The following is a 24,282-nucleotide window of genomic DNA, read 5'->3' as shown; positions in this document are numbered from 1 at the left end:
TTGTTTTATTTCTCCTTTCGTATCAGTTCTAACGTTGTTTCCAATGCTTTGTCGGCAGAAACCGCAACATCGGGTATCGTGCCGTGTATGTCTGTCTCGTCAGCGCCGTATTGCCAGAACCGCTTATACGACATATAGCAATACAATTGCGATATGGGCAGACGGTATTCGAGCACATCTCCGAAGCAAACATTCATGCCGCCGGTTTCCTCACCAACAACTTTGCCCATATTGAAGTATTTGAATGCCCACGAAAAAGAAGCAGCTGAAGAGAACGTGTAGTTGCTTGTTAACAGCCAAACCTTGCCGTTGTAGCAGCGAGTCTTGTCGTTTAGCGGCACATTCAGGCTGTCTTCGTTTTCCAAGTACAGTCCAGTAGGCGAGAGAAACTTATCACCGTAAGCGTTCTTTAATAAACGTTGCGTTGTTGGAGTTATACGCATAAAGGCTTTTCCAAACTGTTGGAAAGGCACTTTGCTTATGCGTTCGAATATCAAATCGCCTATACGAGAATCGCCACCGTCATTTTTGCGCACGTCTATTATAAGGTTCTGCACCTTCTTTGCGTTTATTTCGGTTATCATTGAGTCAAGAAAGACTGTCATTCCTGACGGGTCTGTACAGTCGTTGAACGACATTAGTGCCACCCGACCACCCTCTAAGAGTTGGTATTCAAAATGTTTCTGTTCCTGTTTCTTTGTTTGAAGTAGCTTCCCTGTAGCCTTTTCGACTTTCTTTCTCTCGGCTCTTATCTCATCGAAGGTTGCTCCTTTTAGTATTGTTTCCTTTATATTGTTCTTCCATACATATTTGATAGTATACTTATCGGCATAATAGCAAAGTTGTAATAGGGCGCTAAAGTAATCCTTTAGTTTCATTAAGCGAAAGAAACGGCGCTCTCCCGACACGTATTGAAGTAAGTTTGCAATGATGGCGGCACTTGAAACACCGTTTATTTCGGTTATTTCTGCCCCTTTCGGAATGCCGAATAGAGAATAGCGAGCTGTTATTTTGCCACTCTGGTTGTCCACATCTACCTGCAATGGAAAGCGTAGAACAGTCTTTGTAAGTATGTCGTTGTAAGGTGGAAACACGTGTGTGTGTCCATCACCGAGTAGCGCTAATAGTGGTGCAACATATTTATATAGGGTGGCGCGCGTAATAGTGTCGGGCATTTCCTGCTCTATTGCGTTCACACGGCTCATAAACTCGCCTTGGTTGCACACCGCATACATGTTCGGATGTACTTCACTGACGGTATAAACCAAGGCATTGAGATCGTAAATAGCTTGTTCTTTGGTCATTCTTCCGTCGGGAGCGAGGCGCAAACTGTCGGGAACGGGCGAATCGTAAGGTGTCATATTCACCATTTGCGCATAGGTCTGGCAAGTATACAAGCACATTACGATGAGCAAAAGCACCGATAGCGTTTTCTCAAAATTGTTTTTCAATGCTGTTTTCATATACATATTATAGTTTTAAAGATTTGCAATTCTTGCCTAAAAACTTTGGTGTACCTTTATAAGCAGTCCATCAAAGCACTCTTACCACCCAAAGGCTTTTGCACTTTTCAGCCATTTTCCCTGTGCGCGCAACACCTGTTCGATAATGTCGCGTGCCACTCCCATACCGCCGTTGCAGTCGCTGATGTAGGTTGAAATGGCTTTGATGTCGGCGCAAGCGTCTTTTGGACAGCACGGACAGCCCGCTCTTTGCATGATTTCGTAGTCGGGAATGTCGTCGCCAACATAGATAACCTCGTCCGTCTGCAAGTTGTTTTCTTTCAGATAAGTGTCCCACGTGTTCAGCTTTACCTTACAATTGAGGAACACATCTTGCACACCAAGATAAGCATAACGCTTCCGTATCTCCTCGTTGCGCCCTCCTGTCATCAGCGCAATCTTGAGTCCGAGCTTCACAGCAAGCTGAATGGCGTAGCCGTCTTTGATGTTCATAGTTCTTACGGGCACGCCCTCGCTGTCCATAGCAACCGTGTTTAACGACAGAACGCCGTCTACATCGAAGACGATAGCTTTTATTTTCTTTAACTCATAGTTTATCATTGTATTACAATAGATGGTTAAATGTTTTCTATATACTTATTTCTTGCTTTTCTCATAAATGCTTTGCGCCATCAGCTGGTATAGCTGTTGCGCTCTTGGATTGTCGTCCATAAGCTGCATTTGTGCCTCGATAATGTTTTCATCGTAGCGAATGGCAGGTCCTGTCTGTGCCTCATGGGGCGACAGTTCGTGTACTTTTCTTGCCGTTTCATCGGTCAATGGCAACATTATATCGAAGGGCAAGCCCACCTTTTGCAACACTTCGGCTGCCATATCGTAGCAGTGGTTGGCGTAATTGCACGCCCATACGGCTGCCAAATGCAAGTAACGGCGGTCGGCAGAAGACAGTTCGTGGACGTTGTTGCTGACCGATTGTGCCACTTCGGCAATGGTTTGCATTGTCGAGGAGCTATCTGCTTCGAGGAAAACGGGAATGTTTCTGAAGTCTACGATGCGTGTCTTGGAGAACGTCTGCATCGGATAGAACACGCCATAATGCGCTGCTCGTCCGCGAAACACATCGATTGGCACCGAGCCTGCTGTGTGTACGAACAGCTTATCGCTACGAACAGGGCATATTTTGTCGATAACTGCGTCGAGAATGCTGTCCTTCAGTGCGATAATATAGAGGTCGGCATCGTTCGTTATTTCGTCCAAACTGTCTGTCGGCACGGCGTTCAGCTTTTCAGCCAACAGGTTTGCCGCCGCCATTGTTCGGCTGTAAACCTGTACAATGTCGTGTTGGGCGTTGCAAAGTGCATGCCCCAGAATGGTGGCAAGATTGCCTGCACCTATCAATGCTATCTTCATAATAAGTACAAAATTAATAAAAATAAGGAGAAAAGCTACGCATTTCTCGCTTTTTTACAAAACATTTACTATTTTTGCAAGTGGCGTGTGCAGACTTATCTGTGCACGTTCGATTGCGATTTGCCTGCCCATGAAGATGAGAACCAAGATTATAACACGCAGCAAAGACCTGCCGACGCTCTGCAGAGGCGATTTCTTTCACAGTCGCGACTTGTTCTGTATGTTGGAACAAACGCCACGATTGCAGCCGTGTATGGTGGTTGCTATCGACGAAAACGACGAAACCATCGGGCAAATTCTTGTTCACATCCGCAGCAAACGCCGCTTTTGGGGCATCAGTTTTACACATCGGGCACGCATTTATGGCGAGGGTATCTACCGAAACGGCATTGATTATACGGAGAAAAGCAAACTTTTCGATACGATGATGGACGCTCTTGTGCGTCATTTGCTGCGCCATCGTTGCTTCCATATAGAGCTAAGCGATATCTCGAAAAAGATGTTTGGCTACCGAACACTTCGCCGACACGGCTTCGTACCTATTCCGTGGATTCAGCTGCACCACTCGTTGCACAGCAAAGCCCCCGAGGAACGTGCCTCTGAAAAGGTGCTCCACCGTGTGAAACGTGCTGTGGAAAGCGGCTTTGAAACACGCGAAGCCGAGAGCAAAGCTGAGATTCACCAACTCTATCGCCTTATAAAAAGATACTACCGACTGCGCAAGCAACGCTACATACCGAAGGAAGAGCTGTTCCAACAGGTAGGCAGCAGCGAGCACGGACACATCTACATTACCCTTTACAAGGGGCGAATGGTGGGCGGAAGCGTGGTTGTGGACTCTGGGCGTGAATCTATGCTGTGGTTCGATGCAGCCATGGAGAAGCGTTACATTTTCTATCACCCCCACACGCTTACGGTATGGTTTGCCATTAAGGAAGCGCACAGGCGCAAGCAAGACCATATTCATATTCTCAACCTTGGACTTCCGTTCTCGCACAGCAACTATCGCGACTTTATGCTGAGCTTTGGCGGCAAGCCCGTAAGTGCCTATCGGTGGTTTCGCTTTTCCAACTTTATAATGCGCCACCTTATGTTTTGGTACTACCGATTGTAAGAACAACCAGCGCAGAGATAGAATATACCGATAATCTTTGCACTGTAGTCCCCACGTTCCGACCATCTTCATAAATAACGGATATGGTCGGAATGGCATAACAAATAACCGAAAAAGTATAGTAAATAGCCAAAAAAATATGGAACAACAGAAAACAAATTATGGCAACTGGATTTCCCTGACACTGCTGCGTATACTCTATGGCACATCAGCAGTGCTATTGTTGCTTTTCGCACTTTCCTTCGTGTGGCCCCGACTGGTGGCTGTAACCATTTTTATGGGCATTGTGGCTGCTGCCATGCTGGCCATGTCCGTCTATATGCATGTCTGTCACCACGAATTTTCGTTCGAGGGCGGACGGCTGATGTCTAAATTCCACGACTTTCTGATGGAGCATCTCGACTGGGACGGGCACGGCACACTGCTCGACATCGGCTGTGGTTCGGCTGCGTTGAGCGTGAGGTGTGCCAAGGAATATCCCGAAGCGCAGATGATGGCCATTGACTATTGGGGCTTCGGATGGGATTATGCCAAGGCACAATGCGAGCGCAACGCTGCGATTGAAGGCGTGGACGGACGCATTCGTTTCGAGAAAGGCGATGCTTCGAAACTCGACTTTGCCGACGAGACGTTTGATGCGGCTGTGAGCAACTTCGTGTTCCACGAGGTGAGAACCCAACCCGACAAGCGCCAAGTTGTGCGCGAGGCCTTGCGTGTGGTGAAGAAAGGAGGCTGTTTTGCTTTCCAAGACCTCTTCCCGAAGAAGCAACTCTATGGCAACATGGAAGAATTTGTCGCACAACTGAGAGCCGAGGGCGTCACGGAGATACATTACATCGCCAACGTGGAGCAGATGGTACTTATCCCCACCTATATGCGGGCACCGTGGATGATGGCTGAAATCGGTATCATCTACGGCAGGAAATGACACATTGACAATAAAGTATGGACATGATATAGATGAAAATGAAAGTAATAGGAATTATCCCTGCCCGCTACGCATCGTCCCGTTTCCCTGGCAAACCGCTTGCCAAGTTGGGCGGAAAGTATGTTATCCAACGTGTGGCAGAGCAAGTTGGTGCCGTGCTTGACGATGTTTACGTAGCCACCGACGACGAACGCATCTACAATACCGTAACTTCGATGGGTGCAAAGGCTGTAATGACATGCTCCGACCACCAGAGTGGCACCGACCGAATTGCGGAAGCATTGGAGAAAATAGGCGGAAACTTCGATGTTGTGGTGAATATTCAGGGCGACGAACCGTTTATACAGAAAAGTCAGATAGAAACCGTTGTGGCGTGTTTCAACGATGCCGACACGCAGATAGCAACACTCGGAAAGAAGTTTGCCACCATTGAAGAAGCGAAGAATCCCAACTCTCCGAAGATAATCCTCGATAACCGAAGCTACGCAATGTACTTCACTCGCGCCCTTGCTCCCTACATTCGTGGCAAGGAAGAAAGCCAATGGATAGACGTTTATCCTTTCCTTAAACACATTGGGCTATATGCTTATCGTACAGAAGTTTTACGTGAAGTAACAAAGTTGCCACAATCGCCTCTCGAAATCGCCGAAGGCTTGGAACAATTGCGTTGGTTGCAGAACGGCTACAAGATAAAAGTGGGACTTACCGAAGTAGAAACCGTAGGCATAGACACCCCTGAAGACCTGCAACGAGCAGAGCTTTTCTTGGCACAACAAAGCAAGAACGATTAATAAACAAACCGTTTCGGTTTCCGTGCAACGGTGCTGTCGCTAAGTGGGCAGCACCGTTGCACTTTTCGTTTGTTGCCGTTTAGCAATACTTAAAAAACAAAAATATTTCTTATCGAACAAGTGGAAAGACGACGAAAATTGTGTAAATATTTTTCACAAGCATATCTATCGCATAACCACCTTATTATCAACGCATTATAAAACCTATTGTTTTGCATTCCAAAAGCGTAGGTTTTGCACGGTAAGATAATTGTTGAAATGTATCTATTTGAAAATAAATAAGTTACCTCGCCGAAGGAACTAAATAGGTAACGATTTGGAAACGAGCGAGCTACTTCAAGTCGCTGTATTCTACCTAACAAAGAACGCTTATTATTCTGTCTGCAAAGATAATACTTTGTTACCGAATAACAAGCGTTTTTGAAGAAATATACCTGCTTGTGCACTTCGATTTGGAAAGTATGGTTTAACTCCTTAATAATATCTGAAACTTCTGTACTTAACAGATAATATATATATGTATAGTCATAAAAAGAGAAAAAATTCTATATATCAAGAATGAAACTTTGACTATATTAACTTGATTTAATTTATAGCAAACAGTTCGAATAAATATAAATAAAGCGGAATCAGCAACAAGCCTTTGGGGGTCATTAGTGTGTGGGGATTATACCCCTCGTTCTCTCTTTGTTGCAAATGCATTCGTTGAGCAATAATTCAGCACACGCATGCGCTAAAATTAAGTCAGCAACTCTAATTGAACGTATATTCTTTGGTCGTATTCTTGATCATGGATGACTTCCTCAGAACTGTCTCTTCGGGCTTTTGCTGATTCCGTATGTTCATCTTATTCGTATGGAGAATGGTATTCTTTTTTAGATAACAAATCAGATAAGTCACATTTTTTATCCCAGTTAAAGAACCATCTCTTCGTTTTGTTATAAATATTCAATTTATTATACGCTGTGTTTTCTTTATATCCACACGCTTCCATTAATATATCCTTTCTTTCACTCTTCGTGAAAAAAGGGCAGACTAAAGCGTCAAAGAAAAGCATTGTAGTGTCTGCATGCCACATCGAATTTTCTTCTTTAACTCGATGTTTGATTTCTTCTAAAATATTAATTCTAATATCATTATAGTTTGTATCCCCACCAATAATATATAATAGAGTACATATCTGAAAATAGTTTTGATGCTTGTATTCCGTTATACAGCCCTCAGTAATATTGAAGAGTCTAACCAATTGTGTTCGTGGTATTGGTGTTTTCATTATATGACTGAGACACAGTATCAAATTAAGTACTTCGAGATTGGTTTCGTTACTTTTTCTATTAACCTCGTAAATATCCAAACAGCGTTTTACTTCACGATATATTCTATTTTCCAGTTCTGGCAATATAGTTTTGTCAATACATTTTTCTGCCCATACATGCAGTTCGTTCAAAATACGGCATAGTTTTATGGAAGCAGAAGTATTCATATCCAAAGAGAATACATAAAAAGTGATTTCAAGATACATCAAAGGTAGTTTAGAAGTTGCATTAATAGCACTTTCCTTCTTCGATTCTTCACATAGTTGTGAGATGAGTAATGCAAGAAAATATCTATTCAATATACCATACTTCTGATTATATCTAAACGTAATCGAACGAAATTTGTTTACGACGGATGAAAAGGTGCTCATCTCATTCTTTACAATATGCTTGTATTTATGATTTTCATCCTTCATTAACCAGTGTTCGGAAATATTGGATATTAGTTCGTTAATTTCTCGTTTTGCAACAGATACATTTGAAACGAAAGGTCGCTCCAAAAATTCAAGTTTACTCTCGTTAATATAAAGCTTATAGAACTGGAATTCTTCTTTATAGACATCAAGTATTAAGCGCAGTATTTCTTCGCTATTTGCGTAAATATAATGGTCATCAATATATCTTCTGATTTCATAATCACGACCGAGTTTTAAAGAATATGGCTCTTGCTTAAGGCGGTTGAGCACATTGACATCAATACGTTGCAAGATAATTTCTGCGAATATTCGAGAAATCTCTGGACCGACAATTATCCCATTCGTTTCATTGTAGTTTGTATGCTGCATAAGGGTATCAAAAGCATTTTCAAAGGTTGGTTTGCCTATTTGAGCCTTAGCTTGTTCCTTGCCCTTAACAGCCCATGTTATAGTATGAGTATATATGTGATAGAAGCAACTGGCAATATCCATCTTCATCAGATTGGTGTACTTTTGTTCCAAACGAAGATAATCGCCACTGGTAAAGAACTTATACATCATATCGTAACGCTTATAACTGAAATACGAACGGTATCGTTTCTCCACTTCATCATCTAAAATTTCTATGCGGTTCTGTTGTTCCGGAGCATCCATAGTTTCCGTTTCGTCAGTCTTGAATATACATTTGGCACACTCTGATATGTATCGAAGAGAAAAGGGACTATTACTACAAAGTGAAAGCATATAGCTATCATGAGATTTATAAAACTCAGCGCATTGCAATTGAGTAACAGGATGCATTAAACTAAGTTTACGGCTCTTGTCTCCACCATATTTACGGACAGAGTAATCGAAAGGAATTGTCCATTCATTTAGTTTTCCCCGGAAGGTCTCATTGAATATATTTTGCAAATCTTCATCTTGCATATTGAGATAGAAGCCTTCGTTGTCAAGCATCAAAGGAAGTTCATATGGCAAGACTTCAGTTAGAAGAACTCTGTATGTGTTATTTAGATTTATATCCTTACTCATCGCCAACAATTAGTTATATCTGCAATCATTGCAGAAGTAAAGTAATGTCTTACATGTCTTTCAAAACCAAAAACAAAAGAATATTTGGATAGTTCCTTTTGCTGGATAACAGTCATCTGTATTTTCAACCTTGTTCCTAAGCGTCCCGTTCTGCAATGCAACAATCTCTGGTAGTACTTATCAAGTTCATATAATGAAGTTTTGGAGGTTATCATATTATAATTAAAGTAGATTCCAATTCTGATTGGTAATAAAGTAGAGGGATTATAGATTGTGAAGTTGCCTGTAAGAAATTTTATTCTGTTCTTTAGTTTGTCGAAGTCCCCATCTTTGGCAAAGCGCACAAAACTCTTGGTTATGCGAGTCTTTATGATATTCACTTTCTTATCAGCTATGGTTATTTCTATAATATTCTTTTCTTTGGGAAAAAATGTATAACCAAGATAGGTAAGGTTTAAAATCTTCTGTTGGTTATCCCACTTATATGACTTAGATTCATTAAGTTGTAGCCCTATATTACTCAATAACTTAGGAATCTTTATCCAAATATTTTCTTGCGAAATTTTACTGCTGCAAAATATTATGATATCATCAACAAATCGTGCATAGTAGAATACACCTTCCATTCTGCGAATCTCCAAATCAAAATACTTCATATAAAGTTCTGACATCACAGAACTTATACTCAATCCACGAGGTAATCCTTTCTTTTCGGAAATACTTGGATTAGCAAAAAGATTTTTGAGAAGACTGATAGACTGATAATTCAAGCGTCCATCTTCTTGGAAACGCTCCATAAGTAGGCTGCGTTCAATGGATTCATAAAAATTTCGTATATCAAGACGAATAATCCACTTATGAGACCCATCTATCAATAACGAAACCATCTGTTTCACGATTAGGTTGCGATTAGACTGACCAATTCCATATATGCGCTTGATATTTTTATATAGCTTACGCAAAATCAAATTTTGACAAAGGGAATCCAAAGAACCTTTGGGATGGTTATTGAGGAATAAGTCCCGCCAGGCTTTTATTGCGAACTGGTATGTACCATCATTTATGCTATTGCCAAGGAGTAAATCCACCTTCTCAGCAAAATCGTCCTTATTTAATCCACTATTCCTACGTTCACTTTGCGTAGTACAGGAGTATAAGTTATATGGTGAGAATAATTGTGAATACATTTGTCCTTCATTTGATTAGCAACGAAATGTGATAATATTACTCATTTACACCCCAGACATCATGTTTCAGAACACTTGTCAGTTCTTTGTGGAGAAAGGAAGTTCTACGATACGTTGAGTATCGATAAAATATATGACATTTATAATGCTTCTTGACTTCCATCTTTCTGCAATATCTATTGAATCATCAATGATGATCTCTTTATTTTTGCAAAGCTAACATATTTACTTCACATAAAGTATATTTTACAGAAATATTTTTTAATTATTATACCTTTTTAGTGCAATGCTCTACGAAGCACCTAAGATAGAGGTAAACCTACTTTTGTTTTACAAAACATAATCAGAGAATCCACTCAAAACAACATTTGATAATTGGTATAAAGAATGTCACCTGAGTTACTGAACTTCTACTCTTATAGTTATAGCCCTCTTCCTCGTCTTTTCTTTCTGTTGGCTTGATTTCTGAGTCTGCGCTGCCACGCTGTTTCGACATAGTCATCGCCCTTTACAGTTGGTGTAATCAAATCGCCCAACCCTTCCATCACATCATCGGCTGCGCTAACGATGGCGTCTGCCACTGCACCAATGGGATTCTGTACTTGTGAGGTGTCATTTTCTCGTGAGATAGAGGAACGGCTTGGAGGTACGAGTTGATAACCAGTATCAGGGCGTTCTTTCCTTTCTGTCGGCTCTTGTACTGTTAGATGTGGTTTCCTTGATTCTTCCTTGTTGGTTGTTTCAAAGTTCTTCTGCAAGGAACGGTAGCCGAACTCCCTATCGATTTCGGAAGCTTTGAATGTCTGTCCACAGTAGGAGAACTTCAAACCATAGACTTTTCCCTGTTTGTTCTTCATGCGCTCTATGATAATGTTGTTCTTATTCAGTTCATAGAGGAACATGGAGTGTCCCGTGATACCTGTACCTTTGCATTTTTCAAGTAGGGCATAGCAAATCTTCTGCACCTGCTGCTTTGTCTGTTCTCTCGTTAGATTGGCTTTTGACTTTTGGTGTTTCCTTTCCGCCTTGACCTCCTTTGCGATAGTCAAGTTTTTCTCTCTGCTTATTTCCTCCGCCACTTTTGCTGCCCTATTGCTCACAAAGGTAGTATCATAGACCTCTCCATAAAGACTGATACGGTTGGCAATGATGTGAATGTGTCTATTATCGGTGTCCTTGTGCGTTACCGCCACCCATTGGTGGTTGTCAAGTCCCATTCGCTTGGCAAACAGATGGGCTATCCCCATAAGCTCGGATACAGGCAATCTTTTCTCGTCTTGTGGTGCGATACCGATTTCAATGCGGAGGAACTTATTCTTGCACCGTGTGTTGTAATCGCTGACCACTTTCATTTCTTCATAGATAGTCTTTGGTTCCCTGCTGCAAAGGTTGTGGAAGGCAAGCCGACTGCCGAGTTTACCCTCTCTGAAAATATAGTCTAAAGCCGTGCTGCCATGCGATATCGCCTTACACTTTCCTATCATTTCTTCTCATATTTAAGACCTTATATATCTCATCATCCACTCGAAAATGAGGGTCGTAGAATCTCTTAAATGCCTCTTTTGCACATAGGGAAAGGTTCTTTGTGATATGTACCCACCTCTCATCCTTAACCTTGATAAGGTTAGAAACCTGCCCATAGAACCGTCCTGTATGCTGAAGTATACAAATGGCTTCCCTCTCATTTTCTGTCATCTTAGGAACGGCTGCCACCTCTCCATTTAGGAGCATTTCACGGCAGTAATCCGAGAACTTCCGCCCAGCGCTTTCCGCCTTTGACTTAATACGTTGCTTTTCCTCTGAGGTACATCTTACCTTGATGAACTCTGTTTTATTCATCTTCTGCTCTTCCTTATTCTGTTGCTGCCATTTGGCAGTCTTTTTATTATATCTGTTCATATAAGCTTCTTTGAAAGTTAATCATTATAGATGATTCATTGTCTCTTAATTCTTGAATGCTACCCGATGAGAACGGAGTGATTACGGTCTTATCTCCCCGATAGTCTGACAAGGGGAGCAAGAGCAGTTTGTGGGTACAAACTGACGTCTTGCAATGTCAGTTAACGAAACGTTTACGCACAAGGCGTTTTGCAGTCGAAAAGTGAATGCTGTGCATTCCATGCCTGACTGCGTTCGTGATACTCCCACCGTTCTGTATGTTCAGTAAATATTCAATAGTGAATTCTATTAAAAAGAGGTGAGAATGGTTAGTGAAAAGGTTGTCCCTTTTCCTGCCCCCCTCGCCCCCTTCCACTCTGTTTACAGTCTTCTCCATTTCTCTATGTCCTCACCGTATTCCTCCAGATGTAGGCGCACGATGTTCTCCACGAAACTTGAAAGGTTGCTGCCCCTGTCGCCCAGCCTGCGCACGATGAAGTCGGCACGCTCCTGTGTCCCCCTGCTCAGATAGACCGCCTTTCGGTCACTCAACTTGGTCGGCACAAGGTAGGCTTGCTTGTAGGCTTCGAGCGTTTCCTTTCTCATCTTGGCACTGATGCGCCTTTGAACGGTTGCGTTCTCCGATTTCTGTGCAGGTTCAGAGTGCGCGGTATTCTCTATGTCCTGCTTGTTTGGGTCTTGAAAAGTTCTGGCTCTCCTTGCCCGAAGTTCGGCAATGAGATATTCAGACGAACCTTCAATTTGGTTGAGTCCTAAATATTGCTTGGTGGAATGGATTGTATTCTCCATTCCCTCGTTACTGACTTTTTTCTTTTCCATTTCTTTATCTCATTTTATGTTTGACTTGTTTTGATTTTCTGTTTTGATTTTGCTCCGTAACCGACATCCGTGTCCGTTCCTGCACTTTCTGCTGCTCCTGTTTACGCATACGACTGACATGAAACTCGTTGGGGTCTTTGAAGCCTTTGTAATGTACGGACATATCCTCCACCTTGAAACCTGCCCTTACAAATTCTTGCACGGTTCTCTGTCCTGCTTCATCATTGTCAAGGAAGGCACAGATATGGGTCAGATATCGGTCGTTCAGATAACGGACTGTTCTCGCCAAATTACTCACGGAGTTCATCACAAGGCAGTGGTTGGCTACCTCTTCTTTCATTGAAAGAAAGGACAGAAAGTCCATAAATCCCTCAAATACATAGACAGGATGTGTCTTGTTTGTTGTGTGTTCTGATTGTCTGTCTGTGAGTATAGGAGTAATGTCTTTCGGTGCGGTTGTTCCTTTGAACGAACCGTTATCCCGAAGTTCATACCCTCCTGATAGATTGGCAAAGGCAATGGCTTGATAGCACCTGCCCCTTACCTCATAGCTGATACATTTGAGGAATGGCTCTGCATTTTCCAAGTTGATACAGCGCACCTTTGTAAGGTACTCCTGCAAATGTGGCGGCAGGGTGTCTGATATACTTATCAGTTTCCTTGCCCCATTTGCAGCCATTGAAGGTTGGAAATTGTTTGGTGCGAAGTCGTTGCGAGAACTATATGCAGTATCATCGGGAGCGTTCCGTCCCAAATGACGGATGGCTGCCGATAGCGTGCAGCCCTCCAATCGCATACAGAGGTCGATAATACTTCCGCCCCTGCCTTCGGCATAGTCTATCCAGAGGTTCTTCTCTGTGTCCACCTTGAAGCTCGGATGTATTTCTGCACGAAGCGGTGAACGATACAAGGCATAGGAAGATGTCAGTCTAATAGGCTTGATGCCTTTCCTTTCAAGATACTCCACAATGGGGTATCGCTTGATGAGTAATAAATCTTCTTCTTTCATTGTGATATGTTTTTTTGAATGATATTTGAATGGTACTTGAAAGATTTTCTCTTTTCCGAAGTTTTCCCTCCAAACTTTTTCATCTTTTTTCTTACTACATACTATTTTATTGTAAGTTGTTGATAATCAACACAGAATTGTAGTACATGACAATACTATACACCCTACTACATCAGACTACTACAACTGTCAAGCAAAGGACAGGGTAGTATCTTCCTTATCTTATACACATAGACAAGACTGCCACCGTCATGCCTCTTGCTCACTTTCTCAAAGCCAGCCCTTTTAAGGGCTTCTCCCATACGTTTGGAAGTCAGGGGCTGCCGTGTATAGATACCCAGATAGGTAAGGATTTCCGTAGTGGTCATATAGGAGCAGCGGGGATTATCATCAGTCGGTTTCTCGAAGCAGCGCAACAGAAGTTCCGTTTCTGCGGTCTGCACTTGGAAGTCCTCGCTCTCCCTGTATAGTTCCGTGATTTCATCATCGTCAAACCAATAGCGGAAACCTGCGTTTAGCAGGGCTTTGGCTTCCGTATAGACACTGTCCATAGATATACTCTTTGCCCTCTCAATGTCAATGGACAGCACTTCAAAGTGCAGAAGCCGTCTGCTGCCTGTCGGGTCTGTAAGGAAGTCGTTGCCGTTCACTGATGCCACAAAACTTGCCAAGTGGGAATATTCCTCGACATACTTGTCGTAGGGCATGCGGTACTTGACCATCGGGCAGGTGATAAGGTTCTTCAGTTCGTTCTCGTCATGTTTGTTGAGTGCTTTGAGCTGGTCGTCGATATTTACGATAAGATTCTGCCCGATATAGGTGAGCGTGTCCTTCTCCTGCGGATAGATCTTTCCCGTGTAGCTGTAACCGTGCAGGGCAGGCGGATAGAGCAAGTCCAAGAATGTAGTCTTGAACTTTCCCTGCTCGGCTGTCAGCACGAGGCAGGTGTGGTTACGGCACTCACGGTCGTCCATTGCGTTTGCAACCACTGCCACGAGCCATTTGGTGAGGTACGGTAGCCACTTGTCGGCGTTGTGCACGATGACGCAACTTGCTAGTCCGGGAATGGCTTTCAGTGAAAAGGAAGAAACATCATTACTACTTTCATTATCACTGCGACAGTCTTTGTTTCTACTGTTGTTACAACCAATATCTATCAAGGGCAGTTGCTTGAAATACTCCTGTATGGGGTTGATGCGTGGAGAGAAACTGCTCTCGATGATGGAGTACAGGTTATCCGATGAGGTTATTATCCCGATGTCATTGTCTATCTCCCTGCGGAGCGTATTGATTTCATAGCGACCCACCTTTGAGAAGTGAGCATCATTCTTGCTACGATATTCGGTTCTTCCCAATACCGTATTGTATCTGAACTCGTAGTGAGTGGAAAGATAGGCTTCTATCTCCGAGTTCTTGGAAAACTTCCTTCTTGTATGAAGTTCGCTGTTTCCGCCCTCAGATTTGCCTTTATCTGCATTCTTTTTCATTATATGCTTAGTCTGGTTTCCGAGAGTGAAGTTATCAAAAGAATGTGAAAGTTCCATGCATTCGGAGAGTGCTTGCATAATGTTGCGCTCATTGACAATGAATTTCTCACGGATTTCTGACAGGAAACTGTCGGAAAGCATGGATTTAAGCCCCGAACAAGAGGACAAGTGCGTAAATGATGCTGGAAAGGTAGGTGCTTATTTGTTACAATCTGCATCGTATTGCATCAGCTAAAACGGATATGATAAAATGGAGTATGGAGGAAAAGAAAGAGAGCGACAATCCTTTTGTCCTTTCCTTGTTTTTCCCAGCATTTCCCTGCTGTTCCCTCGTGCTTTGAAGTATGGCAAACACTCCCTACTTTTGCAGGCAGAAACGTGCGGTGAAACGCAAGACGGACAAAGGTTTTATTAAACCAATAAGAAAGAATTACAAACAAAATAACAATAGAACTATGGGATATTTATCATTACAGAATCTACATGGGCAAAGCTGAGAAACGAGATACTCAGCCTTGCCGAAACCTGCCACAAGGCTTTCGGAGAACAGAGTGAGCATACCGATTGGCTGCACAATGGTGATGTGTGCAAGCTGCTCAACATCAGTAAGCGAACCTTGCAGCACTACCGTGATACGGGTGTCTTGCCCTTTGCCCAAATAGGGCATAAGTGCTATTACAAGCGTGAGGACGTGGAGCAGTTGCTTCAAACCAAATCGGAGAAATCAAAAACGGAAAAATAAAATAAACACGTAGATTATGGAACAGGTAAGAGATTTGAATATGGAAGCGGACGATATGCAGGTAGTGCTGTCTGCTATCAGTGGAGTAAGCAAGAGAATTAAGGAAGTGGCACAGACACACAAACCGCTGTTTGGCGGTGAGCACTTTCTCACGGGTAAGGAAGTATGCGAGCGGCTGTATATCAGCCCCCGCACCTTGCAGGACTATAGGGACAAGAAGATTATCCCCTACACGCAGTTTGCAGGGAAGATTCTCTATAAGGAGTCGGATTTAGAGAGAATACTAAAAAAATAGCTACAGGGAAAAAGATAAAATGAGGTTGTAATATTGACAATACTACATGGCACTTGATCTGATATATACCAGCCCAAGTGCCATATTTTGAATAGATACCTACATCTTTAATTCTCTGGTAAACCTATTTCTGGATTAAATTTTACAGAGACTTTTCTATTCTGAACAATATTTACTTGTCCATTATATGCAATATTAGATTCATCATATTTCATATTTGGTCTAGCATAGTACACCTTTAGTTTATAATGACCAGGAGGCAATTTGCTCATCTTAAAACGAACATCGTATTTGCAAATACAATCGGCTAGTGCATCAAGGATATTATGGTACACGACAAGGATAATTTGATTATCTTGATTAGCAATATTCACATAAATATTTTTTACGGCACAGTTAGCTTTCACATCTTCCAACATACATTGGGCAACACCGTCTTTATCCAACTCTATACCTAATATTGCTGGCATAGCATTATTTTCTGCATAGAAATCAGGGCGTGTTTCTGTTGGAGAGATACTTAACTTGCAAGTAGAATTTGCTACATCATAAACTTTTAATGAATCAAGGGCAACATTCTCTGTTGAACATGCAGACAGTCCAATGATGTACAGAAGACTATAAAATATTTTTTTCATAATTACATGGATTTAGTATGTTATTATTTATATAGACGTGATTTTCTATTATTTCTTGCTTGTGTATTTATGTATTTCTGTCATTAACGAATAAACATGATTAACACTTTCCAAGCCCAAAGCATAATTAGCCTCATGTTTGTTTTCAATCATGTCGGCAAAAGTCTTGATTTCAGAGAAGAAGCCTTGTGAAACGATTTGGTTATTTCCAATAGTTGGGACAAAGTTGTTTCTTCCGTAGAGACAAATTGTTGCTCCATTGTTTGGAAAGACTTTCTCCAACGGAATCCCTAACACCGCAGAGCGTCTCGGCATGAAATCAAGTCGTTCCATTTTTTCCAACACATAAAGTCCTTTATCTGTACTGATATTTAGCTGCTCCTGTGCTTCTTGCCAAGAGTAATCTGTTGATAGTTCCAACATTCCTACTATATCTTGGTGTTCTAATATAAGGAATAAGGTCTGTCCACCATCTCTACTGCGAATAACATCTAGACTTTTTATCTTTGCCTCTCCAAAAAGGAATGTTGCGTAGTCAAGAGGATGGATGAATAGGTTAAGCAAAGAATCGCCTTCAGGATATAATCCAGTCAGATAGCTATAATAGTAATGTCGTTTGCTATCACCTTTCAATCGCTTTTTCAGAATTTGAGTGGCAGGGGCAAAACGTCTTTGCAGTCCGACAACGATATGTTGTGAGCCATATAGTTTGACTGTATCGGTCAAAGCCTTTAGTTCTCTTTTATCCTCACAGGGTGGTTTCTCTATAAATAAGGATTTACCTGCTTTTATAACTTCGGTTGCAATCTGGAAATGTGAATGTGGATTAGCTGCCACGAAGACTCCCGAAATAGTATCATCAAGCAGGATGTCCTGTAAAGAAGTTGTACCTTTGACTCCTTTGTACTTTTGAGAAATCAGTTCAGCTTTCTTTTCAGAGGTACAGCAGATATATTTCAGTGGCAGCTGAAGATACTGTATAACGGGTAGCAGGTTGTTTGCACAATGATTGCCAAACCCCACAAGAGCATACTGCTGTGTGTAGGTATATTGCAGTTCTTTTATGCTGCGTATGCGCCTATATCTGTCTATAATGTTATCTAAATATCCCATTTTAGCTATGCTTTTATTTGCTTGAAATGTTTCTTATAGGTGGTTTGCCTGTTGCTGGTCCATTGATACTTCCCATAAAACAACTCTATCAGCCGTTTGGGGATTATTCTTTCTAAATTTCTCAACAGGATAATATCGTATTTACGATGATAGTTAATCCAGCATTGATTACACGCTTTAGAGTATTGACACTGGACTTCGCAGCTCTCCTTTGAGTTGAATATCTCGTCAAGTGTGTTCTCATGGATATTGCCTAATATCACATCCAGGTTTTGGCACAAGGGAACGTCTCCATTAGAATGGATGACCAATTCACTGAAAATACTATGACACCGCAGTCTCAGTCTATTATTCTTCCACTCGTCATACAAAGCTACAAAGTCAAAGTTCTCATATGTTTGATGTATGGAAGAGGGTATCTGGCTGATGAAATCAGCATCATTGGATTCCATTAAATCTTTGGTTGTGTCAAAGAATGACATTGTGCTGTAAATGCCAATACGTACATCAATGTTATATTGTTTGGCACAATCTATGACATGCCCCATATCCTCAAACGAGTTCCATGGAGAAAGACAGAACATCAGGGAGACAGGCACGATGTCTTTACATGTTTCTATAACCTTAATCACCTTGTCATACCCATCTCTCCCACGCATATAGCGATAGGTTTCTCTATCGCCGTCAAGTGATATGTATAGATGCTTGGGATGATGATTTTTTACGGCAGATATTACCTTGTTTGCAGCAAGGCAGTTGGACAGCAATGTATAGTTTGGGTGGTTAGTATCAAACCATCCTAATATCTTGTCTGCTTCGGGATGGAGGATAAACTCACCTCCTTCCAAACCGACCATCGTGCGTTTAGTTACACATTTGCTGTCCATTATTTTGATGATGTCATCTAAGCTGAGATTTTCTATAGGTTTCTTCCAAATGGAACAGTGCTTGCAACGAGACTGACAGCTTGTTGTGGAATATATCATCAAGGATGTGAGTTCCTTGTGCTGTCTGCGTACTACATTATTGACAAATACAATTCCATTGTGGATGTAGTCATAAATACTGTACATTCTTTCTTTTGAGTTTTGTCTTTTATTGTTAAGAGTAGAAAACTACTAAAAGACTGCACTGTATTCATGACTTTTTATTTACTCATTATCTCCATTTACCAAGTAAGCCGCAATCCGAATGGTACCGTTATGATGAACGGATGCTCTGTGCGGTAAGTCTCAAGGTTACTGCTATTTCTGAAGTAGTAGAACATGTTTGGTTCCAGATACAGACTGAAAGGCTTGAATAGCTTGTACTGCACACCGACACCTAAGTTTACAGACCACTGATAACGTGGCTTGATGTCCCTCTTCAACGTGTACGACGAGTCGGCTGTTATGATGTACTTCTTTTCAAGCGAACTGTGGACAGGCATTTCAAATGCCATACCACCTGTCATATATGCATTGAGCCGTCCTTTTGACCATACTTGATAGGTCAGTCTCAATGGTATGCCAACATAATCTATTTTCTGGGTTTTCACCAGTCTTGCCTTGTTATACTCGCTTTCAAATTCAGATTTTAGTCTGGTGTAAGTTATACCTGTACCGAAAGTCCATTTTGGACTTAATTGCTTATTAATGGAAAGACCAAAGGTCCTAGGGCGACAATGATGTGCGATCTCCCCCAATGAACCGTTGTCATCTGTTGGATGTTCACGCAGTATCAAGGACATTCTCGCTCTCTCGACAGAATCCATCAAAGCATTATTCCGGGCATAATAATCCTCTAAATCAGCCCAAGTGTAAAGTTTGGCTGTCGCACCACCGTTGGCGTAATCTACAAGTGACAGATAATCCAAATTCGACACGGCTCCATTTGCACCGGCATTGGATGAATAACCAAAATTGAATGTCCACGGATATTTCTTCTTATTGCAGGCGTTGAAGTTCATTCTTTCATTCAATGCTATCATCTTATCTTGTGGTGTCTGTGGAATGCAGTATAAAGAATCGTTAGTTCCGATACCTATAGCCAAATGTTTTTGCAGGGAATCCACATTAAAGGGTAATGCTCGTTGTTCCGTTATAGCACTGTCTGTTGATACTTGCAAAGCAATATTTCCTTCAGGGACAATCTCACTGGCAGAACCTCTTCCTGCATTACTGGCGGTACTTGGCGAGGTAGAATATCTTGACTCTTCTTTCTTCAGAGTTCCTAATCCTTTTTGAACATATTTTGATTGACTCTTATGAGTGTTTGTAGCAGTAGATCCGTTATCGGAAATCTCAACAGTTTTATCTCTCGTAGCAATATATATATAAACTGGTATAAGAATTGGAAGCAAGAAGAGCATCCAATAGTTAATCAACATTGCACGCAATGTTTTCTTTGCCCTGAACAACTGGGAAGAAGAACTGTGCGGATTGATGCCGAGCTGTTTTCCTATCTCCTTGTGGGAAAGACCTTCTAAGACTGAGAGCTTGAAAACTTCACGATTCCCTTCTGGTAAGGACTCTATCGCTGACAACAATAGTCCGAACTCTATCTTTTTCTGTTCCTCACATGCTGCTTCCTGAATTTCTATATTCAAGCAAGATAATGGTATGGCTTCTTTTTCTGTGTTTTGGAGATATTTTAAGGATAGATTTCTTACGATTGTTATCATCCAACCTTCCAATTTTGATTCATCTTTCAAATCTTGGATAGACATGAAGATTATAATAAATGCATCATGCAAAATATCGTGAGCCGAATTATCATCTTTTACATAATGCCGACATACGCCTAAAAGTCTATTAGCGTATGTCGTATAGAGTTCTCCCAGGGCTTCCTTATCCCCATTTTTACAAGCGTCAATCTGTATCATATTATTTTAAGCAAAGGAACATCTCCTTTTTATTAAAAGGAGTCTGTTTGCTCTAAAAGACTGCACTTATTTTTATTGGTCTTCTTTATTTTAACCTTTAATAACTTTAAAAGGAATATGCAGACATATTATGCTACTTCGAAAATCACCTTACAAAGATACGAATATAATAACAAATAGTATGCTTTTATTGAAAGATTATAAAAAGAAGTAATATGTAGTTTTTAAGTAGTAGAAAGAAAATCCTCTTACATACTACAGTATTTCTTTTCTTTCACTATTTTACTCCTTAGTGTAGTTATGTAGTAAGATGTAATCAGTGAAAGAAAAAAGAAATAGTAATCAGTTATCTGTATTGCCAAACAAAAATATCGGTATTATTACGAATGCAGTATTCTGCAATTCCTGACAGATATGCTTTCTGAACAAATGAGCTTCCGTGCTGTCTAACATAAAGGACAGAACGATGATGATAGGAAGTGGATATAGCGGTGCATAGCCTTTGAACTGTCCATTGATAACGATTTTCTCCTCTCCTGCACTCCTTTCACCGGGATGCAGGTTTGAGGATTTTATTATTGTTTGCAACCTATAGTTGAGTTTTCTCCACGTTACACTGAAGAATTTCACGAGTTCACTCTCTGTCATGGCAATCTTCCCGTTTCCCTTGCGGATAACCTGCATATTGCAGTCCCAATCAAAATAACTACGCAGACTATTTGGGCCTGTCTTTCCTTGGCAGTTATTGTTCGCATTCATACTGTTTCCTCCTTTCTACCATTTGATTTGACAACAAGCGGAATTGTCTTTGTGTCTGTTGCTGCTTCCATATTTACATTTGTGGTATTTTTGTCCTTTGCTTTGTACTTGTCTATGAGCCTGTCCATATCTTCAGAAATCTTGCTGTCTGTCACCTGCGCATATACTTGAGTACTTGATATGGAGGCATGTCCCATCATCTTGGCAATGCTCTCACTGGGAATACCTGCGCTAAGAGTCATCGTGCCGAAAGTGTGGCGAGCCATGTGGAACGACAATCTCTCCCTAATGCCACAAGCCTTGCCCACGATACTCAATTTGACATCTATCACGCTACGGCTGCAATGAGGTTGGAAGATAAGGCTATTGCCTTTTTCTTTCACCGTCTGCAGTTCTTCGTTTCTTTCCTGCTCGTTCCAGCAATGGCTGATGATGGCTTCAGCTACGGGATGCAGTGGTACGATGAACTCGACCTTTGTCTTTTGGCGTTCCTTGCGGATATACTTCCTCCCGTCTGCTGCCGTTTGAATATGCTTATATAGCAAGTACTCCATATCGGCGATTGCCAGTCCTGTAAAACAGGAAAAGACGAACATCAGCCTTGCCTGTTCCGCTTCCCTGTCATTCATTGTCATTACCATGAGCTTGGCGACGTCGCTCTTCTGCAGGAAGCGTATCTTCTTTTCCTCCTTCTCATACTTGGCATTCTCAAATGGGTTGCAGCGGATAATCCTTTGACTGACTGCACGGAACATCAGCCTGCTCAGCCAGCAGAGATAGTTGTTGATAGTCGTTCCTTTCAATCCACGCTTTTTGAGAAAGAAACGGTATTCCTCAAACAAGTCCTCCGTAATGGTGGAAATGGGTATGTCCTGCACCCCTTTATCTTTCACAAACTCACGGAGAATTCTGTCAGAATGGAATAGGTTTAGATAAGTTCCCTCCGCTCTTGACCTGCCCACACTCTCCTTGACGGCTTGCAGCTCCGCCCCGCTCATGGCAAGGAGCGTGGTCGGATTCTCTGTTATGCCTTGCAGGTGGTATTTGATGAGTTCCACGCTTACCACCCCGTCCCTTGTCAGTATATCCTGATAGGTCTTTTCCACAAGTTCCCTGAACTCATGGAGTCTTTGATTGGTCTTTCTGTCAGTTGTCAAGCTCTGCTTCGTATTCCACTCGGAGGGCTTACACTCTTCGCCTGTAGTAATAGCTGAGTTTTTCCCGTCTATGGTGATACGGCAGAGAATGACTGTCTTTCCGTCTGCCTTTGTCTTCTGTCTGTTGATATAGAACAGTATCTTGAATGTACTTCTCATAATGGTTGTCTTTTATATGGTTAAACGTAAATCTTCGGTGAAAGAGAGGAAACGGTCGAACTCCTCAAAAAGTTTCTGTGGTGTTACCTTTGCATAGCGTTCGGTCATGCTTATGTTGGAATGTCCCAGCATCTTGCTCACCGTCTCGATGGGCACGCCCTGTTCAAGTGTGATGAGCGTTGCAAAGGTGTGCCTTGCGGTATGCGTGGTAAATGGAAACGATATGCCTGCACGAAGCCGCAGGGCTTTCAAACAGGTCTGATAGTTCTTATACTTGATATAGGGAAGCAGCGTTTCCCTTTCATCGCTACGGTACTTCGCTATTAGCCTAACGGCTTCGGGCAGCAGCTTGATACGGCATAGCACACCTGTCTTCTGGCGGTTGAACTTCAGCCACAGACTGCCCTCGTCATCACGGACAAGATGGGATTTGTTCAGTTCCATCAAGTCGCAATAGGATGCACCTGTATAACAGGCAAAGAGAAAAATGTCCCTTGCCGTTTCCATTTCCTCCTCCAAATCATCAAATCGGATAGCCTTTAACTTGTCCAATGCTTCCCTGTCAAGTGCCTTGGGCTATTTCTTGTCGCCCTTGCTGATTTTGGCTTTGTCAAACAGTAGTGTGTCTGCCAATCCCTCACGGTATGCCTGTCTGCACACCGTCTTCAAATGCGTGGCTACATTATAGAACGTGCTTTCCTGAAAACCACACTCACCTAAGAAATAGTGCCGGAACTCATGGATAAAAGCCTCTGTAAGTTGCGAGAATGCCAAGTCCGAAACCTTGTACTTCTGTTGGATAAACTTCTGTAAGTGTATGCGGGTGGAGTGGTAGCCGTATATGGCTCCTTCCTTGATGTCTATACCTATATGGTTCTCTTTTTCCTTGATGAGCATGTCCAGTCTTTCGATGAGCATGCACCGTGTCTGCACGCTGCCCTGAAACTGCTCCTTTATATCGGTTGCGTCAAATGAGCAACCTTTGGATAGCAAGGACTGATAAGCCGACTGAACGGACAGCAACAGGTTTTCCAACCTGCCGTTCACTTCCACCGCCTCACGGCTCTTGCCGTCCATACGGCTCTCACGCGGATTCCACAAATCGGGATTGCAGGATAACTTGCAACTGAACTGGGCAATGGAACACCCAATGGTTATCCGCCCCATAACCGGAGCTTTCCCAGACTTGTCAAGACCGCTCTTTTTGAGGTAGAGCAACACCTTCATTTTTTCGTGTTTCATACACTTTGATGTTTTGTGGCAAAATTACCAAAATCAAAGCGTTCCTCACTTATGCAGAAAACTGCCGACAGAAGCAACAGCCACACGAGCGAAAATAATTCAGTTACCGAATATTGCTTCATCGTTACCTGTGGCAAAATCGGGTAATGCTTTGGTAACTGAACTTCTGCCTAAATCTGCATATTGCTGCTCTTTGTGAAAGAGGCAGTTTTATGCAAACCGTTCCGTTTCATGCTCATTATCAGTCAGTTTACACCAGCTTCGATTTTTCTTCATTTTCAAGGATTAGTTGCGCTGTAAAAGCGGCTCTTTTGCATCGCAAAACCTACGCTTTCGCAACGTCAAATCGAAATTATCGTTTTCTATCAGAATTATCTTTACAAAATCGTATCGAAAACCTGTCATCAGCGTGGTGGATTTATGGCAAAATTGCGGGCATAATT

The 24,282-nt window shown here is 42.0% G+C and carries 21 protein-coding genes and 1 pseudogene; 5 read left to right on the top strand and 17 right to left on the bottom strand.

Annotation, left to right across the window (positions count from 1 at the left end):
• Nucleotides 1–5: 5 nt before the first annotated feature.
• The 3 genes from BWX39_RS10105 to BWX39_RS10095 all read right to left on the bottom strand — a co-directional run bounded on the left by BWX39_RS10105 (nt 6) and on the right by BWX39_RS10095 (nt 2,873).
• On the bottom strand, nt 6–1,469 hold the full coding sequence (locus BWX39_RS10105; protein WP_028905240.1) for a S41 family peptidase: 1,464 nt from the start codon (nt 1,467–1,469) through the stop codon (nt 6–8).
• A 75-nt stretch (nt 1,470–1,544) separates the two neighbouring features.
• Nucleotides 1,545–2,063 (bottom strand): KdsC family phosphatase, encoded by a 519-nt coding sequence (locus BWX39_RS10100; protein WP_028905241.1) that lies wholly within the window; start codon nt 2,061–2,063, stop codon nt 1,545–1,547.
• A 36-nt stretch (nt 2,064–2,099) separates the two neighbouring features.
• On the bottom strand, nt 2,100–2,873 hold the full coding sequence (locus tag BWX39_RS10095) for a Rossmann-like and DUF2520 domain-containing protein (protein WP_028905242.1): 774 nt from the start codon (nt 2,871–2,873) through the stop codon (nt 2,100–2,102).
• Between the two features lie 130 nt (nt 2,874–3,003).
• Here BWX39_RS10095 and BWX39_RS10090 point away from each other — a divergent pair, with 130 nt between their 5' ends.
• From BWX39_RS10090 to kdsB, 3 genes are all read left to right on the top strand, one after another.
• Nucleotides 3,004–3,987: a GNAT family N-acetyltransferase gene (locus tag BWX39_RS10090; protein ID WP_028905243.1), complete on the top strand. Its 984-nt coding sequence runs from the start codon at nt 3,004–3,006 to the stop codon at nt 3,985–3,987.
• Nucleotides 3,988–4,126: 139 nt separating this feature from the next.
• Nucleotides 4,127–4,915 (top strand): class I SAM-dependent methyltransferase, encoded by a 789-nt coding sequence (locus BWX39_RS10085; protein ID WP_028905244.1) that lies wholly within the window; start codon nt 4,127–4,129, stop codon nt 4,913–4,915.
• 38 nt (nt 4,916–4,953) lie between these two features.
• The gene (gene kdsB, locus BWX39_RS10080) at nt 4,954–5,706 is read left to right on the top strand and encodes a 3-deoxy-manno-octulosonate cytidylyltransferase (RefSeq protein WP_028905245.1); all 753 of its coding nucleotides are present in this window, start codon (nt 4,954–4,956) and stop codon (nt 5,704–5,706) included.
• Between the two features lie 847 nt (nt 5,707–6,553).
• Here the strand turns inward: kdsB and drt3b are convergent.
• The 7 genes from drt3b to BWX39_RS10040 all read right to left on the bottom strand — a co-directional run bounded on the left by drt3b (nt 6,554) and on the right by BWX39_RS10040 (nt 14,949).
• Nucleotides 6,554–8,470: an antiviral reverse transcriptase Drt3b gene (gene drt3b, locus BWX39_RS10070; RefSeq protein WP_028905246.1), complete on the bottom strand. Its 1,917-nt coding sequence runs from the start codon at nt 8,468–8,470 to the stop codon at nt 6,554–6,556.
• Nucleotides 8,467–9,657, bottom strand: coding sequence for an antiviral reverse transcriptase Drt3a (gene drt3a, locus BWX39_RS10065; RefSeq protein ID WP_028905247.1), 1,191 nt, complete (start codon nt 9,655–9,657; stop codon nt 8,467–8,469). Before drt3a ends, drt3b begins: the two co-directional genes overlap by 4 nt.
• 422 nt (nt 9,658–10,079) lie before the next feature.
• Nucleotides 10,080–11,141, bottom strand: a complete 1,062-nt coding sequence (locus tag BWX39_RS10060; protein WP_028905248.1) for a relaxase/mobilization nuclease domain-containing protein — start codon at nt 11,139–11,141, stop codon at nt 10,080–10,082.
• The gene (locus BWX39_RS10055) at nt 11,125–11,556 is read right to left on the bottom strand and encodes a plasmid mobilization protein (protein WP_028905249.1); all 432 of its coding nucleotides are present in this window, start codon (nt 11,554–11,556) and stop codon (nt 11,125–11,127) included. The genes BWX39_RS10060 and BWX39_RS10055 overlap by 17 nt, the downstream gene beginning before the upstream one ends.
• 360 nt (nt 11,557–11,916) lie before the next feature.
• Nucleotides 11,917–12,375, bottom strand: coding sequence for a DUF3408 domain-containing protein (locus BWX39_RS10050; RefSeq protein ID WP_028905250.1), 459 nt, complete (start codon nt 12,373–12,375; stop codon nt 11,917–11,919).
• Nucleotides 12,376–12,379: 4 nt separating this feature from the next.
• Nucleotides 12,380–13,384, bottom strand: a complete 1,005-nt coding sequence (locus BWX39_RS10045) for a toprim domain-containing protein (RefSeq protein ID WP_028905251.1) — start codon at nt 13,382–13,384, stop codon at nt 12,380–12,382.
• A 167-nt stretch (nt 13,385–13,551) separates the two neighbouring features.
• Nucleotides 13,552–14,949, bottom strand: coding sequence for a VapE domain-containing protein (locus BWX39_RS10040; protein WP_028905252.1), 1,398 nt, complete (start codon nt 14,947–14,949; stop codon nt 13,552–13,554).
• A 382-nt stretch (nt 14,950–15,331) separates the two neighbouring features.
• On the opposite strand from BWX39_RS10040, the gene BWX39_RS10035 reads away from it, so the two are divergent.
• On the top strand, nt 15,332–15,613 hold the full coding sequence (locus tag BWX39_RS10035) for a helix-turn-helix domain-containing protein (RefSeq protein ID WP_076123414.1): 282 nt from the start codon (nt 15,332–15,334) through the stop codon (nt 15,611–15,613).
• Nucleotides 15,614–15,629: 16 nt separating this feature from the next.
• Nucleotides 15,630–15,908, top strand: a complete 279-nt coding sequence (locus tag BWX39_RS10030) for a helix-turn-helix domain-containing protein (protein WP_028905253.1) — start codon at nt 15,630–15,632, stop codon at nt 15,906–15,908.
• 107 nt (nt 15,909–16,015) lie between these two features.
• Here the strand turns inward: BWX39_RS10030 and BWX39_RS10025 are convergent, their stop codons facing one another.
• The 7 genes and pseudogenes from BWX39_RS10025 to BWX39_RS09995 form a co-directional block, all read right to left on the bottom strand.
• Nucleotides 16,016–16,546, bottom strand: coding sequence for a hypothetical protein (locus BWX39_RS10025; protein WP_028905254.1), 531 nt, complete (start codon nt 16,544–16,546; stop codon nt 16,016–16,018).
• A gap of 48 nt (nt 16,547–16,594) precedes the next feature.
• On the bottom strand, nt 16,595–17,659 hold the full coding sequence (locus tag BWX39_RS10020) for a Gfo/Idh/MocA family protein (protein ID WP_028905255.1): 1,065 nt from the start codon (nt 17,657–17,659) through the stop codon (nt 16,595–16,597).
• 5 nt (nt 17,660–17,664) lie between these two features.
• Entirely contained in the window at nt 17,665–18,732 is a 1,068-nt protein-coding gene (locus BWX39_RS10015) for a radical SAM protein (RefSeq protein WP_028905256.1), read from the bottom strand.
• 95 nt (nt 18,733–18,827) lie between these two features.
• On the bottom strand, nt 18,828–20,522 hold the full coding sequence (locus BWX39_RS10010) for a sigma-70 family RNA polymerase sigma factor (protein WP_028905257.1): 1,695 nt from the start codon (nt 20,520–20,522) through the stop codon (nt 18,828–18,830).
• 342 nt (nt 20,523–20,864) lie between these two features.
• Nucleotides 20,865–21,281, bottom strand: a complete 417-nt coding sequence (locus BWX39_RS10005) for a hypothetical protein (RefSeq protein WP_028905258.1) — start codon at nt 21,279–21,281, stop codon at nt 20,865–20,867.
• Nucleotides 21,278–22,597 (bottom strand): site-specific integrase, encoded by a 1,320-nt coding sequence (locus BWX39_RS10000; protein WP_028905259.1) that lies wholly within the window; start codon nt 22,595–22,597, stop codon nt 21,278–21,280. Before BWX39_RS10000 ends, BWX39_RS10005 begins: the two co-directional genes overlap by 4 nt.
• 12 nt (nt 22,598–22,609) lie before the next feature.
• Nucleotides 22,610–23,839, bottom strand: a pseudogene (locus BWX39_RS09995) (site-specific integrase).
• Nucleotides 23,840–24,282 lie beyond the last annotated feature (443 nt).

The organism is Prevotella intermedia ATCC 25611 = DSM 20706 (genome assembly GCF_001953955.1).
Taxonomy (GTDB): Bacteria; Bacteroidota; Bacteroidia; order Bacteroidales; family Bacteroidaceae; genus Prevotella; species Prevotella intermedia.
The sequence above is the reverse complement of the archived record's forward strand: the minus strand, read 5'-3'. Positions and strand labels throughout refer to the sequence as shown.

Bases quoted from the DNA above. Each gene is read 5' to 3' on its own strand.
- BWX39_RS10105 (WP_028905240.1), bottom strand. From the start codon at position 1,469: ATGTATATGAAAACAGCATTGAAAAACAATTTTGAGAAAACGCTATCG.
- BWX39_RS10100 (WP_028905241.1), bottom strand. From the start codon at position 2,063: ATGATAAACTATGAGTTAAAGAAAATAAAAGCTATCGTCTTCGATGTA.
- BWX39_RS10095 (WP_028905242.1), bottom strand. From the start codon at position 2,873: ATGAAGATAGCATTGATAGGTGCAGGCAATCTTGCCACCATTCTGGGG.
- BWX39_RS10090 (WP_028905243.1), top strand. From the start codon at position 3,004: ATGAAGATGAGAACCAAGATTATAACACGCAGCAAAGACCTGCCGACG.
- BWX39_RS10085 (WP_028905244.1), top strand. From the start codon at position 4,127: ATGGAACAACAGAAAACAAATTATGGCAACTGGATTTCCCTGACACTG.
- kdsB (WP_028905245.1), top strand. From the start codon at position 4,954: ATGAAAGTAATAGGAATTATCCCTGCCCGCTACGCATCGTCCCGTTTC.
- drt3b (WP_028905246.1), bottom strand. From the start codon at position 8,470: ATGAGTAAGGATATAAATCTAAATAACACATACAGAGTTCTTCTAACT.
- drt3a (WP_028905247.1), bottom strand. From the start codon at position 9,657: ATGTATTCACAATTATTCTCACCATATAACTTATACTCCTGTACTACG.
- BWX39_RS10060 (WP_028905248.1), bottom strand. From the start codon at position 11,141: ATGATAGGAAAGTGTAAGGCGATATCGCATGGCAGCACGGCTTTAGAC.
- BWX39_RS10055 (WP_028905249.1), bottom strand. From the start codon at position 11,556: ATGAACAGATATAATAAAAAGACTGCCAAATGGCAGCAACAGAATAAG.
- BWX39_RS10050 (WP_028905250.1), bottom strand. From the start codon at position 12,375: ATGGAAAAGAAAAAAGTCAGTAACGAGGGAATGGAGAATACAATCCAT.
- BWX39_RS10045 (WP_028905251.1), bottom strand. From the start codon at position 13,384: ATGAAAGAAGAAGATTTATTACTCATCAAGCGATACCCCATTGTGGAG.
- BWX39_RS10040 (WP_028905252.1), bottom strand. From the start codon at position 14,949: ATGCAAGCACTCTCCGAATGCATGGAACTTTCACATTCTTTTGATAAC.
- BWX39_RS10030 (WP_028905253.1), top strand. From the start codon at position 15,630: ATGGAACAGGTAAGAGATTTGAATATGGAAGCGGACGATATGCAGGTA.
- BWX39_RS10025 (WP_028905254.1), bottom strand. From the start codon at position 16,546: ATGAAAAAAATATTTTATAGTCTTCTGTACATCATTGGACTGTCTGCA.
- BWX39_RS10020 (WP_028905255.1), bottom strand. From the start codon at position 17,659: ATGGGATATTTAGATAACATTATAGACAGATATAGGCGCATACGCAGC.
- BWX39_RS10015 (WP_028905256.1), bottom strand. From the start codon at position 18,732: ATGTACAGTATTTATGACTACATCCACAATGGAATTGTATTTGTCAAT.
- BWX39_RS10010 (WP_028905257.1), bottom strand. From the start codon at position 20,522: ATGATACAGATTGACGCTTGTAAAAATGGGGATAAGGAAGCCCTGGGA.
- BWX39_RS10005 (WP_028905258.1), bottom strand. From the start codon at position 21,281: ATGAATGCGAACAATAACTGCCAAGGAAAGACAGGCCCAAATAGTCTG.
- BWX39_RS10000 (WP_028905259.1), bottom strand. From the start codon at position 22,597: ATGAGAAGTACATTCAAGATACTGTTCTATATCAACAGACAGAAGACA.